General features: G+C 37.0%; 3 protein-coding genes. All 3 read left to right on the forward strand.

Annotated elements, in window-relative coordinates; genetic code table 11:
• Position 1: 1 nt before the first annotated feature.
• From ABNT22_RS08405 to ABNT22_RS08415, 3 genes are read left to right on the forward strand one after another with little or no spacing between them, the layout of a single operon-like run.
• Positions 2–14998, forward strand: coding sequence for a gliding motility-associated C-terminal domain-containing protein (locus ABNT22_RS08405; RefSeq protein ID WP_348727290.1), 14997 nt, complete (start codon positions 2–4; stop codon positions 14996–14998).
• Positions 14999–15007: 9 nt separating this feature from the next.
• Positions 15008–15952, forward strand: a complete 945-nt coding sequence (locus ABNT22_RS08410) for a type IX secretion system membrane protein PorP/SprF (protein ID WP_348717610.1) — start codon at positions 15008–15010, stop codon at positions 15950–15952.
• A gap of 11 nt (positions 15953–15963) precedes the next feature.
• On the forward strand, positions 15964–17853 hold the full coding sequence (locus tag ABNT22_RS08415) for an OmpA family protein (protein WP_348717609.1): 1890 nt from the start codon (positions 15964–15966) through the stop codon (positions 17851–17853).
• Positions 17854–17941 lie beyond the last annotated feature (88 nt).

The raw sequence follows: 17941 nt of genomic DNA on the forward strand, positions 1-17941 counted from the left end.
TATGAAAAATTTTATAAAAAATATTTCACTCTTTATTGGGTTGGTCTTTGCATTCAATAGTGGAATTATAACTGCTCAAATAAAGAAAAGTTTTCAGCCCAGATTTTCAGAGGCTGTAAATGGAAATGTAACACTTATAGCGAATAACGTATTGTCAAGACACCAAAGTAATAATTATAATGGTAGCGACGGAAATCATGATTTTAGTGACAATGTTTTTGTAGATATTGATAGCGACACATCTACTTTTAACTCTAGTAATGCCAATTTTGTAAATCCAGACCCATCGCAAAGCTGTTTAAGTATTAAAAAAGCGTATTTATATTGGGCAGCAGCAGATAGAGAAGAAGATGATCCAGATGATGAACCAGATTGGGATTATAATAAAGTAAAACTACAACTTCCAGGAAGCAGTGGGTATACTACTATTACTGCAGATGAAGTAATATATAGAGGAAGAGATGAAACGAATCATTTTGTCAATGATCCATATATCTGCTTTAAAGATATAACCAATGATGTAAAAGCATTGACAAGTCCATACGGGACTTATCAAATAGCTAATGTAAGAGCAAAGCAAGGTTCTTTAACATCACATGGAGGTGGAAATACTGGAACTTCCGGTGGATGGCAAATAGTATTTGTATATGAAAGCCCTGTTCTACCAGCTAAGAACATATCTTTATTTGATGGTTATGCACATGTAACAAGTAGTGTAAATAATTTTGAAATAGGCTTTAGTGGTTTTCAAACAGTACCGTCTGGAACTGTGAATGCAGATGTTGTAATTGGAGCTTTAGAAGGAGATAGAGATCTATCTGGAGATAGATTACAAATAAGAAATGTAAGTAATAATTGGGTAGACTTATCATATAGTTTAAGAAGTGCAAATAACTTTTTTAATAGCTTTATTGGAAAGAATGGAAGTGGTTTTACCAATAGAAATCCAGCAAGTACAAATACTTTAGGGTTTGATGCAGATGTATTTCCTTTAAGTAATCCAAGTAATAGTATCATTGGAAATAATCAAACTTCAGCAACCATTAGATTAACATCAGATCAAGAAACTTATGGGTTATTTTTAATAGGGCTATCTGTAGATGTATGGAAGCCAGATTTAGCCCCTTTAATACTTACTAGTGCACCACCTACAGGATCATCTGCTAATGTAGGTGATATGGTAGATTTTTCAGTGGCTGTAGAGAATAATGGAAATGACGATGTTAAAAACTTAAAAATAGAAACTACAATTCCTCAAGAGGTAGATTTAATAGAACCTATCACAGGTTTACCTACAGGAGTAACTTACACATATAATAGTGGAACTAGGGTACTAACTTTTAATGTAGTGGATGGAATAACCGACGTTGGAGATCCATCTTATACCTTAGGATTTAAGGTTACAGTAAAAAACCAATGTTATTTTTTAGAAGGAAGTTGTTCGGATAAATTTCAATTGCAATTAACAGCTACGTACATAGGAGAGGAAAATAGTAATATTCAAACTACTTTAAGTTCCAACGGAACAGATGCTTGTGGTATTGGAGACGATCAACCCAATACGATTAATATTAATCAACCAGATGAAGCGAGTTGGACCACTGCAGCAGGCACATTAAATAGAACGGTTTCTTGTGATGATACTATAGGTTTACAAGCCGCACAATTATTAGCACCTGTAGCTAGTTGTAATTTAACCATAACCAAAACCACTGGGGCTTTTGTTCCTTCTATAGATTGTCCGACAAATGGAACATATACCAATACTTGGACATTCACAGATGGTTGTGGAAGAGAAAGTGGCGTATTTACGCAGGTAATTACCATTCAAGATGTTACAGCACCAGTAGTAACAGGAAACTTAAACTCAATAGACCAAGAAGGTTGTGAGGCAAGTGATGCACCAGCTGCGGTAACTACAGTAGCAGGCTTGATAGCTTTAGGAGGCGTAACAGCAATTACAGATGCATGTGATTCAGACTTAACCGTAACTAGTAGTGATAGTTCAGTAGCAGGAACCTGTCCAACAGTATTTGTAGTAACACGTACCTATACAGTAACAGACGATTGTGGAAATAGTACTGATATCCAACAAACCATTAATATTAAAGATGAAACAGCACCAGTAGTAACAGGAAGCTTAAACTCAATAGACCAAGAAGGTTGTGAGGCAAGTGATGCACCAGCTGCGGTAACTACAGTAGCAGGCTTGATAGCTTTAGGAGGCGTAACCGCAATTACAGATGCATGTGATTCAGATTTAACCGTAACTAGTAGTGATAGTTCAGTAACAGGAACCTGTCCAACAGTATTTGTAGTAACACGTACCTATACAGTAACAGACGATTGTGGAAACAGTACTGATATTCAACAAACGATCAATATAAAAGATGAAACAGCACCAGTAGTAACAGGAAGCTTAAACTCAATAGACCAAGAAGGTTGTGAGGCAAGTGATGCACCAGCAGCAGTAACTACAGTAGCAGGCTTGATAGCTTTAGGAGGCGTAACCGCAATTACAGATGCATGTGATTCAGACTTAACCGTAACTAGTAGTGATAGCTCTGTAGCAGGAACTTGTCCAACAGTATTTGTAGTAACACGTACCTATACAGTAACAGACGATTGTGGAAATAGTACTGATATCCAACAAACCATTAATATTAAAGATGAAACAGCACCAGTAGTAACAGGAAGCTTAAACTCAATAGACCAAGAAGGTTGTGAGGCAAGTGATGCACCAGCTGCGGTAACTACAGTAGCAGGTTTAGTTGCTTTAGGAGGTGTAACGGCTATTACAGATGCTTGTGATTCAGACTTAACCGTAACTAGTAGTGATAGTTCTATAGCAGGAACCTGTCCAACAGTATTTGTAGTAACACGTACGTATACGATTACAGACGATTGTGGAAATAGTACAGATATCCAACAAACAATCAATATCAAAGATGAAACAGCTCCAGTAGTAACAGGAAGCTTAAACGCAATAGACCAAGAAGGGTGTGAGGCAAGTGATGCACCAGCTGCGGTAACTACGGTAGCAGGCTTAGTAGCTTTAGGAGGTGTAACGGCTATTACAGATGCCTGTGATTCAGACTTAACCGTAACAAGCAGTGATAGTTCTGTAGCAGGAACCTGTCCAACAGTATTTGTAGTAACACGTACGTATACGATTACAGACGATTGTGGAAACAGTACAGATATCCAACAAACAATTAATATCAAAGATGAAACGGCTCCAGTAGTAACAGGAAGCTTAAACTCAATAGACCAAGAAGGCTGTGAGGCAAGTGATGCACCAGCTGCGGTAACTACAGTAGCAGGCTTAGTAGCTTTAGGAGGTGTAACGGCTATTACAGATGCTTGTGATTCAGATTTAACCGTAACTAGTAGTGATAGTTCTGTAGCAGGAACCTGTCCAACCGTATTTGTAGTAACACGTACGTATACGATTACAGACGATTGTGGAAACAGTACAGATATCCAACAAACAATTAATATCAAAGATGAAACAGCACCAGTAGTAACAGGAAGCTTAAACTCAATAGACCAAGAAGGTTGTGATGCAAGTGATGCACCAGCTGCGGTAACTACAGTAGCAGGCTTGATAGCTTTAGGAGGCGTAACAGCAATTACAGATGCATGTGATTCAGACTTAACCGTAACTAGTAGTGATAGTTCAGTAGCAGGAACTTGTCCAACAGTATTTGTGGTAACTCGTACGTATACGATTACAGACGATTGTGGAAACAGTACTGATATTCAACAAACCATTAATATTAAAGATGAAACAGCACCAGTAGTAACAGGAAGCTTAAACTCAATAGACCAAGAAGGGTGTGAGGCAAGTGATGCACCAGCAGCAGTAACTACAGTAGCAGGCTTGATAGCTTTAGGAGGCGTAACCGCAATTACAGATGCTTGTGATTCAGATTTAACCGTAACTAGTAGTGATAGTTCAGTAGCAGGAACCTGTCCAACAGTATTTGTAGTAACACGTACCTATACAGTAACAGACGATTGTGGAAATAGTACAGATATCCAACAAACAATTAATATCAAAGATGAAACGGCTCCATCAGTAACAGGAAGCTTAAACTCAATAGATCAAGAAGGTTGTGAGGCAAGTGATGCACCAGCTGCGGTAACTACAGTAGCAGGCTTGATAGCTTTAGGAGGCGTAACCGCAATTACAGATGCTTGTGATTCAGATTTAACTGTAACAAGCAGTGATAGCTCAGTAGCAGGAACCTGTCCAACCGTATTTGTAGTAACTCGTACGTATACGATTACCGATGACTGTGGAAATAGTACAGATATCCAACAAACCATTAATATCAAAGATGAAACGGCTCCAGTAGTAACAGGAAGCTTAAACTCAATAGACCAAGAAGGCTGTGAGGCAAGTGATGCACCAGCTGCGGTAACTACAGTAGCAGGCTTGATAGCTTTAGGAGGCGTAACAGCAATTACAGATGCATGTGATTCAGACTTAACCGTAACTAGTAGTGATAGCTCAGTAGCAGGAACCTGTCCAACAGTATTTGTAGTAACACGTACGTATACGATTACAGACGATTGTGGAAATAGTACAGATATCCAACAAACAATTAATATCAAAGATGAAACGGCTCCATCAGTAACAGGAAGCTTAAACTCAATAGATCAAGAAGGTTGTGAGGCAAGTGATGCACCAGCTGCGGTAACTACAGTAGCAGGCTTGATAGCTTTAGGAGGCGTAACCGCAATTACAGATGCATGTGATTCAGATTTAACTGTAACAAGCAGTGATAGTTCAGTAGCAGGAATTTGTCCAACAGTATTTGTAGTAACTCGTACGTATACGATTACAGACGACTGTGGAAACAGTACAGATATCCAACAAACAATTAATATCAAAGATGAAACAGCACCAGTAGTAACAGGAAGCTTAAACTCAATAGATCAAGAAGGCTGTGAGGCAAGTGATGCACCAGCTGCAGTAACTACAGTAGCAGGCTTGATAGCTTTAGGAGGCGTAACCGCAATTACAGATGCTTGTGATTCAGATTTAACCATAACTAGTAGTGATAGTTCTGTAGCAGGAACCTGTCCAACAGTATTTGTAGTAACACGTACGTATACGATTACAGACGATTGCGGAAATAGTACAGATATCCAACAAACAATTAATATCAAAGATGAAACGGCTCCAGTAGTAACAGGAAGCTTAAACTCAATAGATCAAGAAGGCTGTGAGGCAAGCGATGCACCAGCAGCAGTAACTACAGTAGCAGGCTTGATAGCTTTAGGAGGTGTAACGGCTATTACAGATGCTTGTGATTCAGATTTAACCGTAACAAGTAGTGATAGTTCTGTAGCAGGAACCTGTCCAACAGTATTTGTAGTAACACGTACGTATACGATTACAGACGATTGTGGAAATAGTACAGATATCCAACAAACAATTAATATTATAGATACGACTGATCCTACTTGGACAAATGAACCAACGGATATGACTAGCGTAGCATGTGATCCAGCTACTAATGCACAAACTTTTAGTGATTGGTTAGCAAGTTTTAGTGGAACAGATAGTTGTGGAACGGCAAGCGTAACACATAATAGTACTGGATTAAGTGATGCTTGTGGAGGAACAGGAACAGAAACAGTTACGTTTACTTTAACAGATGGGTGTGGCAATAGTATTACTAAAGATGCAACGTTTACGATTATAGATACAACAAACCCTGTGATAACAGTACAAGCTCAAAATATAGAAGTAGAGTGTGACGGATCTGGGAATAATAATGAAATCCAAACATGGTTAGATAATAATGGAAATGCAGAAGCAACAGATACTTGTGGAGATGTTACTTGGAGCAATGATTATAATGGAGCAACATCCGATTGTTCTACTCCTGTATTAGTAACTTTCACAGCAACGGATGCATGTGGAAACAGTATAACTACCTCTGCAACTTACGCAATAAAAGATACGGTTGTTCCTACAATAACCGTACAAGCAGCAGATGAAACGGTAGAATGTGATGGAAGTGGTAATACAACAGCATTACAAACTTGGTTAAATTCTAATGGAGGAGCAACAGCAAGTGATGATTGTTCTTCGATTACTTGGACAAATAACTACACAGAACTTTCAAATGGTTGTAGTCCAGTTAACGGATCAGCAACAGTAACTTTTAGAGCAACCGATGGATGTGGTAATTTTAGTGAGACCACTGCAACTTTCACCATTCAAGATGTTACAGCACCAGTAGTAACGGGTAGTTTAAACTCAATAGATCAAGAAGGCTGTGAGGCAAGTGATGCACCAGCAGCAGTAACTACAGTAGCAGGCTTAATAGCTTTAGGAGGAGTAACGGCAATTACCGATGCTTGTGATTCAGACTTAACGGTAACCAGTAGTGATAGTTCAGTAGCAGGAACCTGTCCAATAGTATTTGTAGTAACTCGTACATATACGATTACTGATGACTGTGGAAACAGTACCGATATCCAACAAACCATTAATATCAAAGATGAAACAGCACCAGTAGTAACAGGAAGCTTAAACTCAATAGATCAAGAAGGCTGTGAGGCAAGCGATGCACCAGCGGCAGTAACTACTGTAGCAGGTTTAGTTGCTTTAGGAGGAGTAACCGCAATTACAGATGCTTGTGATTCAGATTTAACCGTAACTAGTAGTGATAGCTCTGTAGCAGGAACTTGTCCAACAGTATTTGTAGTAACACGTACCTATACAGTAACAGACGATTGTGGAAACAGTACTGATATTCAGCAAACGATCAATATCAAAGATGAAACAGCACCAGTAGTAACAGGAAGCTTAAACTCAATAGACCAAGAAGGCTGTGAGGCAAGTGATGCACCAGCTGCGGTAACTACAGTAGCAGGCTTAGTAGCTTTAGGAGGCGTAACCGCAATTACAGATGCTTGTGATTTAGACTTAACTGTAACAAGCAGTGATAGCTCAGTAGCAGGAACCTGTCCAACCGTATTTGTAGTAACTCGTACGTATACGATTACCGATGACTGTGGAAATAGTACAGATATCCAACAAACAATCAATATCAAAGATGAAACAGCACCAGTAGTAACAGGAAACTTAAACTCAATAGATCAAGAAGGCTGTGAGGCAAGCGATGCACCAGCAGCAGTAACTACAGTAGCAGGTTTAGTTGCTTTAGGAGGTGTAACGGCTATTACAGATGCTTGTGATTCAGATTTAACCATAACTAGTAGTGATAGTTCTGTAGCAGGAACCTGTCCAACAGTATTTGTAGTAACTCGTACGTATACGATTACAGACGATTGTGGAAATAGTACAGATATCCAACAAACAATCAATATCAAAGATGAAACAGCTCCATCAGTAACAGGAAGCTTAAACTCAATAGACCAAGAAGGGTGTGAGGCAAGTGATGCACCAGCAGCAGTAACTACTGTAGCAGGTTTAGTTGCTTTAGGAGGTGTAACGGCTATTACAGATGCCTGTGATTCAGACTTAACCGTAACTAGTAGTGATAGTTCTGTAGCAGGAACCTGTCCAACAGTATTTGTAGTAACACGTACTTATACAGTAACAGACGATTGTGGAAATAGTACAGATATTCAACAAACAATTAATATTGTAGATACCACAGATCCTACTTGGACAAATGAACCAACGGATATGACTAGCGTAGTATGTGATCCAGCTACTAATGCACAAACTTTTAGTGATTGGTTAGCAAGTTTTAGTGGAACAGATAGTTGTGGAACGGCAAGCGTAACACATAATAGTACTGGATTAAGTGATGCTTGTGGAGGAACAGGAACAGAAACAGTTACGTTTACTTTAACAGATGGGTGTGGCAATAGTATTACTAAAGATGCAACGTTTACGATTATAGATACAACAAACCCTGTGATAACAGTACAAGCTCAAAATATAGAAGTAGAGTGTGACGGATCTGGGAATAATAATGAAATCCAAACATGGTTAGATAATAATGGAAATGCAGAAGCAACAGATACTTGTGGAGATGTTACTTGGAGCAATGATTATAATGGAGCAACATCCGATTGTTCTACTCCTGTATTAGTAACTTTCACAGCAACGGATGCATGTGGAAACAGTATAACTACCTCTGCAACTTACGCAATAAAAGATACGGTTGTTCCTACAATAACCGTACAAGCAGCAGATGAAACGGTAGAATGTGATGGAAGTGGTAATACAACAGCATTACAAACTTGGTTAAATTCTAATGGAGGAGCAACAGCAAGTGATGATTGTTCTTCGATTACTTGGACAAATAACTACACAGAACTTTCAAATGGTTGTAGTCCAGTTAACGGATCAGCAACAGTAACTTTTAGAGCAACTGATGGATGTGGTAATTTTAGTGAGACCACTGCAACTTTCACCATTCAAGATGTTACAGCACCAGTAGTAACGGGTAGTTTAAACTCAATAGATCAAGAAGGTTGTGAGGCAAGTGATGCTCCAGCTGCAGTAACTACTGTAGCAGGTTTAGTTGCTTTAGGAGGCGTAACCGCAATTACAGATGCTTGTGATTCAGATTTAACCGTAACAAGTAGTGATAGCTCTGTAGCAGGAACCTGTCCAACAGTATTTGTAGTAACACGTACGTATACAGTAACAGATGATTGTGGAAACAGTACTGATATTCAACAAACGATCAATATCAAAGATGAAACAGCACCAGTAGTAACAGGAAGCTTAAACTCAATAGACCAAGAAGGTTGTGAGGCAAGTGATGCTCCAGCTGCGGTAACTACAGTAGCAGGCTTGATAGCTTTAGGAGGAGTAACCGCAATTACAGATGCTTGTGATTCAGACCTAACGGTAACCAGTAGTGATAGTTCTGTAGCAGGAACCTGTCCAACAGTATTTGTAGTAACTCGTACATATACGATTACAGACGATTGTGGAAACAGTACAGATATCCAACAAACGATTAATATTATAGATACCACTGATCCTACTTGGACAAATGAACCAACGGATATGACTAGTGTAGTATGTGATCCAGCTACTAATGCACAAACTTTTAGTGATTGGTTAGCAAGTTTTAGTGGAACAGATAGTTGTGGAACGGCAAGCGTAACACATAATAGTACTGGATTAAGTGATGCTTGTGGAGGAACAGGAACAGAAACAGTTACGTTTACTTTAACAGATGGGTGTGGCAATAGTATTACTAAAGATGCAACGTTTACGATTATAGATACAACAAACCCTGTGATAACAGTACAAGCTCAAAATATAGAAGTAGAGTGTGACGGATCTGGGAATAATAATGAAATCCAAACATGGTTAGATAATAATGGAAATGCAGAAGCAACAGATATTTGTGGAGATGTTACTTGGAGTAATGATTATAATGGAGCAACATCCGATTGTTCTACTCCTGTATTAGTAACTTTCACAGCAACGGATGCATGTGGAAACAGTATAACTACCTCTGCAACTTACGCAATAAAAGATACGGTTGTTCCTACAATAACAGTACAAGCAGCAGATGAAACGGTAGAATGTGATGGAAGTGGCAATACAACTGCATTACAAATTTGGTTAGATTCTAATGGGGGAGCAACAGCAAGTGATGATTGTTCTTCAATTACTTGGACAAATAACTATACTGAGATTTCAAATGGTTGTAGTCCAGTTAACGGATCAGCAACAGTAACTTTTAGAGCAACCGATGGATGTGGTAATTTTAGTGAGACCACTGCAAATTTCACCATTCAAGATACAAATGATCCTACTTTTGTAGAGGCATTACCAGGAAATATGGTAGTTAGTTGTGATGCGATACCAGATCCAGTAGTATTGACAGCGACTGATAATTGTGATACACAGGTAGATGTAGTATATACACAAACTACAAGTGGAGATGATGATGCGTGTCCATCGGAATATATAATCACTAGAAAATGGGTTGTAAACGATTGTTCAGGAAACACAATTGAACATATACAAACATTGACCATAGAAGATACTACAGCACCAACTTTTGTAGAAACTTTGCCAGAGGATGTTACTGTTAGTTGTGATAACATCCCTAATCCAGTAGTGTTAACGGCTACCGATAATTGTGATGCCCAAGTGGATGTAGTATATACGGAAACGAATACAGGTCATGATGATGCTTGTGGATCGGAGTATATGATAACGAGAAAGTGGAGTGTTAGTGACTGTTCAGGGAATACAACAAATCATATTCAAACAATTACAGTTCAAGATTTAGAAGCCCCAGAATTTGTAGAGGCATTACCAGGAGATATGGTAGTTAGTTGTGATGCGATACCAGATCCAGTAGTATTGACAGCGACTGATAATTGTGATACACAGGTAGATGTAGTATATACACAAACTACAAGTGGAGATGATGATGCGTGTCCATCGGAATATATAATCACTAGAAAATGGGTTGTAAATGATTGTTCAGGAAACACAATTGAACATGTACAAACATTGACCATAGAAGATACAACGGCACCAACTTTTGTAGAAACTTTGCCAGAGGATGTTACTGTTAGTTGTGATAACATCCCTAATCCGGTAGTGTTAACGGCTACCGATAATTGTGATGCCCAAGTGGATGTAGTATATACGGAAACGAATACAGGTCATGATGATGCCTGTGGATCGGAATATATGATAACGAGAAAGTGGAGTGTTAGTGACTGTTCAGGGAATACGACAAATCATATTCAAACAATTACAGTTCAAGATTTAGAAGCTCCAGAATTTGTAGAGGTATTACCAGGAGATATGGTAGTTAGTTGTGATGCAATACCAGACCCAGTAGTATTGACAGCGACTGATAATTGTGATACACAGGTAGATGTAGTATATACACAAACTACAAGTGGAGATGATGATGCATGTCCATCGGAATATATAATTACTAGAAAATGGGTTGTAAACGATTGTTCAGGAAACACAACAGAACATGTACAAACGATCAATGTAGAAGATACTACAGCACCCGTCTTTGTAGAAGCGTTACCAGCAAATGCGACAGTTAGTTGTGATGCAATTCCAGATCCAGTAGCATTGACAGCGACTGATAATTGTGATACACAGGTAGATGTAGTATATACACAAACTACAAGTGGAGATGATGATGCATGTCCATCGGAATATATAATTACTAGAAAATGGGTTGTAAACGATTGTGCAGGAAATACTACAGAACATGTACAAACGATCAATGTAGAAGATACTACAGCACCAGTCTTTGTAGAAGCGTTACCAGCAAATGCGACAGTTAGTTGTGATGCAATTCCAGAAGCTGAAGTTTTAACAGCAACTGATAATTGTGATGCTCAGGTAAGTGTAAACTATAGCGAATCATTCTCAGGTAATGACGATGCATGTCCATCAGTTTATACTATTACAAGAACTTGGAGTGTTAGTGATTGTGCAGGAAATACTACAGAACATGTACAAACGATCAATGTAGAAGATACTACAGCACCAACTTTTGTAGAAGCGTTACCAGCAAATGCGACAGTTAGTTGTGATGCAATTCCAGAAGCAGAAGTTTTAACAGCAACTGATAATTGTGATGCTCAGGTAAGTGTAAACTATAGCGAATCATTCTCAGGTAATGACGATGCATGTCCATCAATTTATACTATTACAAGAACTTGGAGTGTTAGTGATTGTGCAGGAAATACTACAGAACATGTACAAACGATCAATGTAGAAGATACTACAGCACCAACTTTTGTAGAAGCGTTACCAGCAAATGCGACAGTTAGTTGTGATGCAATTCCAGAAGCAGAAGTTTTAACGGCAATTGATAATTGTGATGCTCAGGTAAGTGTAAATTATAGCGAATCATTCTCAGGCAATGATGATGCATGTCCATCAGTATATACCATTACAAGAACTTGGAGTGTTAGCGATTGTGCAGGAAATACTACAGAACATGTACAAACGATCAATGTAGAAGATACTACAGCACCAACTTTTGTAGAAGCGTTACCAGCAAATGCGACAGTTAGTTGTGATGCAATTCCAGAAGCAGAAGTTTTAACAGCAACTGATAATTGTGATGCTCAGGTAAGTGTAAACTATAGCGAATCATTCTCAGGTAATGACGATGCATGTCCATCAGTTTATACTATTACAAGAACTTGGAGTGTTAGTGATTGTGCAGGAAATACTACAGAACATGTACAAACGATCAATGTAGAAGATACTACAGCACCAGTCTTTGTAGAAACATTACCAGCGAATGTAACGGTGAGTTGTGATGCAATTCCAGAAGCTGAAGTTTTAACAGCAACTGATAATTGTGATGCTCAGGTAAGTGTAAACTATAGCGAATCATTCTCAGGTAATGACGATGCATGTCCATCAGTTTATACTATTACAAGAACTTGGAGTGTTAGTGATTGTGCAGGAAATACTACAGAACATGTACAAACGATTAATGTAGAAGATACTACAGCACCAACTTTTGTAGAAGCGTTACCAGCAAATGCGACAGTTAGTTGTGATGCAATTCCAGAAGCAGAAGTTTTAACAGCAACTGATAATTGTGATGCTCAGGTAAGTGTAAACTATAGCGAATCATTCTCAGGTAATGACGATGCATGTCCATCAATTTATACTATTACAAGAACTTGGAGTGTTAGTGATTGTGCAGGAAATACTACAGAACATGTACAAACGATTAATGTAGAAGATACTACAGCACCAACTTTTGTAGAAGCGTTACCAGCAAATGCGACAGTTAGTTGTGATGCAATTCCAGAAGCAGAAGTTTTAACAGCAACTGATAATTGTGATGCTCAGGTAAGTGTAAACTATAGCGAATCATTCTCAGGTAATGACGATGCATGTCCATCAATTTATACTATTACAAGAACTTGGAGTGTTAGTGATTGTGCAGGAAATACTACAGAACATGTACAAACGATCAATGTAGAAGATACTACAGCACCAACTTTTGTAGAAGCGTTACCAGCAAATGCGACAGTTAGTTGTGATGCAATTCCAGAAGCAGAAGTTTTAACAGCAACTGATAATTGTGATGCTCAGGTAAGTGTAAACTATAGCGAATCATTCTCAGGTAATGACGATGCATGTCCATCAATTTATACTATTACAAGAACTTGGAGTGTTAGTGATTGTGCAGGAAATACTACAGAACATGTACAAACGATCAATGTAGAAGATACTACAGCACCAGTCTTTGTAGAAGCGTTACCAGCAAATGCGACAGTTAGTTGTGATGCAATTCCAGAAGCAGAAGTTTTAACGGCAATTGATAATTGTGATGCTCAGGTAAGTGTAAATTATAGCGAATCATTCTCAGGCAATGATGATGCATGTCCATCAGTATATACCATTACAAGAACTTGGAGTGTTAGCGATTGTGCAGGAAATACTACAGAACATGTACAAACGATCAATGTAGAAGATACTACAGCACCAGTCTTTGTAGAAGCGTTACCAGCAAATGCGACAGTTAGTTGTGATGCAATTCCAGAAGCAGAAGTTTTAACAGCAACTGATAATTGTGATGCTCAGGTAAGTGTAAACTATAGCGAATCATTCTCAGGTAATGACGATGCATGTCCATCAGTTTATACTATTACAAGAACTTGGAGTGTTAGTGATTGTGCAGGAAATACTACAGAACATGTACAAACGATCAATGTAGAAGATACTACAGCACCAGTCTTTGTAGAAACATTACCAGCGAATGTAACGGTGAGTTGTGATGCAATTCCAGAAGCAGAAGTTTTAACAGCAACTGATAATTGTGATGCTCAGGTAAGTGTAAACTATAGCGAATCATTCTCAGGTAATGACGATGCATGTCCATCAGTTTATACTATTACAAGAACTTGGAGTGTTAGTGATTGTGCAGGAAATACTACAGAACATGTACAAACGATCAATGTAGAAGATACTACGGCACCAACTTTTGTAGAAGCGTTACCAGCAAATGCGACAGTTAGTTGTGATGCAATTCCAGAAGCAGAAGTTTTAACAGCAACTGATAATTGTGATTCAGAAGTGATTGTAGTATATAACGAAGAACAGGGAACAGCAGCCGAAGGTTGTGCTTCATCATATACCATTACAAGAACCTGGAGTGTAAGTGATTGTGCAGGTAATGAAACAATTCATGAACAAGTAATCACAGTAGAAGATACAGAAGCTCCAATTTTGATAACATCTTTAGACGAAGAAATTACAGTTGAATGTGATGCGATTCCAGAAATTCCAGAATTAGAATTCGAAGATAATTGTACAGAGAATATTACTGATATCGATTTTGAAGAGACCAATACTTTTGATGGTACTGATGCTGATTATACAATCATAAGGGTATGGACAGTAAGTGACGAATGTGGTAATACTTCTGAATTTACGCAGCAGATTAATGTGTCTGTAAATGAAAATATTACAGAAGTGTCAGATTCAAAATGTATAGATGATGGTATTGTTGATTTAAATGATTATTTGAATGATCAAAGTACAGACGGAACATGGGAAGTGGTATCAGGAAATCTTTTATTAGAATCAGATGGAACATTCGATCCGCAAGATTTAGAATTGGGAGATTATGTCTTTAGTTATACGGTTTCGGATGAAGGATGTTTAGATACAACAAGAGTAACCATTAACATTAATGATGATTGTGTTGTGTTACCATGTGGACAAGAAGATGTTATGATTTCTAAGGCAGTAACTCCTAACGGGGATCAATGGAATGAAAATTTTGAGGTAACAGGAGTTGAAAGTTGTGGATTTATAGTAAAAGTACAAATATTTAATAGATGGGGATCAAAAGTATACCAATCTAACAACTATACAAATAATTGGAATGGAATAACAGATGGCGCCTCATTTGGAGGAGCAACAAGACTACCAGCGGGAACTTACTACTACATTGTAGAGCTAGAAAACAGTGGTTTAAAACCATTTACAGGAGCAATTTATTTAGGAACCAAATAAGTATAAGCTATGAAGCAATATTACAAACTTTATAGAGTAGTAGCACTACTATTCTTATTAATTACGAGTGAAGTAGTAGGACAACAATTACCTCAGTTTACACAGTATATGTATAATACTATTTCTATAAACCCAGCGTACGCTGGGAGTAGAGAAGTGTTGAGTATTGTGGGATTACATAGAAGTCAATGGGCAGGTTTAGATAGAGCACCAGAAACACAAACATTATCAATTCATACACCATTAAGAAATGAAAGGATTGGATTAGGTTTGTCTTTTATAAATGATAAATTAGGATATGAAAATTTCACTTTTTTGTATGGCGATTTTTCCTACACGGTCAACTTAAGTGAAGAAACTAAACTAGCATTTGGATTAAAAGCTGGATTCTCTCAATATTCAATTGATAATGCGTTGCGAAATGCGGAGGCCTCAGATCCTGGTATTGCAGGGATTCAGAATAGATGGGAACCTAATATGGGAGCAGGATTATTTCTACATAATAAAAGATGGTATGTAGGATTATCATCACCAAGAATGTTGAATATAGATCATAATGAAATAGAGGTAAATGGTATAGAGTATGGAGTTGTGGATAGAGCAGTATATTATTTAACCGGAGGATATGTTTTTGATTTGAATAACAGTGTTAAATTTAAACCAGCAGCATTAATTAAAGCAACAAATGGAGCCCCAATGTCATATGACATTACAGCAAACTTTTTATTTAATGAAAAGTTTTGGTTGGGAGCAGCTTATAGAATTAATGAAAATACAGGTGGTTTAGGTGCTTTGGTAGATTTCCAAGTAACTAAACAATTACGAATTGGATATGCATATGAATATCCATTATCAGATATCCAACAATATTCAAACGGTACACATGAGGTATTATTAATGTTTGAACTAGTTAGAGATAAATCCTATCGAACAAAATCTCCTAGATATTTTTAAAATGTATAATTATGAAAACAAAACTTACAGTTTTACTACTATCTTTTATATCGTTTAGTGTTTTTTCGCAAAGAAAATTAGCAGATAAATTCTATAAAGAATATGCATATGTTAAAGCAGCTGAGTTTTATAGGAATGCAATAAATAAGGGAGATGATGGAGTCGATTTACTTAGTAAACTTGCAGATTGTTACTATAATAATGCTGACTCCAAACAAGCTGTGTATTGGTATGGATTGGCAAGTAAAAGAGAAGGAGGTTTATTAGAAAACGAGAGTATTTATAGGTATGCACAATCTCTCAGAAGTGTTGGAGATTATAAAGAAGCAGAAGTATGGTTAAAAAAGTTACCTGAAAGTTATATCAATACACTTAATGTAAATCATGAGAAGTTAAAAACACTTCACAGAGATTCAGTGCGAATTTCTAACATGAGAATAAATACAAAAAACTCAGATTTTGGACCTTATGTACATAATGGAAAGTTTTATTTTGCTTCTGCAAAAAACGAAAAGGGAGCGCTTTACGAATGGAACAATGAACCTTATTTAGATTTGTATCAAGGTAAAATTATAAAAGAGAATCAAGATAAAACAATAGAAGATATTATTCCTGTTGTTTCTACAAAAGTAAATACAGGATTTCATGAATCAAGTATTGCTATCACTAAAGATGGAAAAACAATGTATTTTACTAGAAACAACCTAAATGAAAAAAACGAACTAGAACACAATAAAGAAGGTACATCTCATTTAAAAATATTCAAAGCAGAGTTAGAAGATGGTACATGGACCAATATTGAAGAATTACCTATAAATAGTGAACTTCACTCCAATGGACATCCTGCTTTGAGTCCCGATGAAAAAACATTGTTTTTTGTGTCAGATAGACCAAATGGATTTGGTCAAGCCGATATTTATAAAGTAGCAATTTTAGAAAATGGCGCTTATGGAGAACCTCAAAATCTAGGAGCAAAAGTAAATACTTCTGGTAAAGAAATGTTTCCATATATAGGAAAAGATAATACACTGTATTTTTCGTCAGACGGTTATAAAAATTTAGGACTATTAGATATATATAAAACAAACGTGTTAAATGATAATTCTTCAGAAGTGGAAAACTTAGGAGCTCCCTTTAATAGTGGGTATGACGATTTCGCTTTTTTTATGAATGAAGGAAATAGAACAGGGTATTTTTCGTCTAATAGGCCAGAAGGTAAAGGAAGAGATGACATTTATAGTTTTAAAATTGTTGAATGTTTTCAATATCTAAAAGGGAAAACTTTTGATGTGAGAACTAAAGAGATGTTACCAAATACTTTGGTAGAATTAATAGATTCTGATGGAAAAGTTATTAAAAGATTTGTAACAGAAGAAGATGCAACTTATTCTTTTCAAGTTAAATGTAAAAACAGAGAATTTACGCTAAGAGGAATGAAATTAGATTACAAAGATGATCTAAAGAAAACTTATTCTACAGAGGTGAGAGATGCAGAAATTACACAAGATTTATACTTGACACCTTTAATTGTAGGAAAAGAGATTGTAATCAATCCAATATTTTTCGATTTTAATAAATGGAATATTAGACCAGATGCTGCTTATGAACTTGAATTTGTAGTAAAAGTGTTAAACAATCATCCGAAAATGATTATTAAAATTGAAGCACATACAGATAGTAGAGGAAGTGATCGTTATAATGAGATATTATCAGATAGAAGAGCAAAATCTACAAGAGATTATATTATTTCAAGAGGAATAGCTCCTCATAGAATACAAAGTGCTATTGGTTATGGAGAGAAACAGTTGGTAAATAAGTGTAAAAATTATGTTCGATGTACTGAAGAGGAACATCAAGAAAATAGAAGATCTAAATTTATAATTCTAAATAATTATGAATAGCTTGTAGTTATTTAAAGTTTCCCGAGTAGTTCGGAACCTCTAATTTAATCTGGTAGGAAGGAGAGAATTAGGGGTTCTTTGTTTTTTA

It is taken from the genome of Tenacibaculum sp. 190130A14a, assembly GCF_964048965.1.
GTDB lineage: Bacteria > Bacteroidota > Bacteroidia > Flavobacteriales > Flavobacteriaceae > Polaribacter > Polaribacter polynesiense.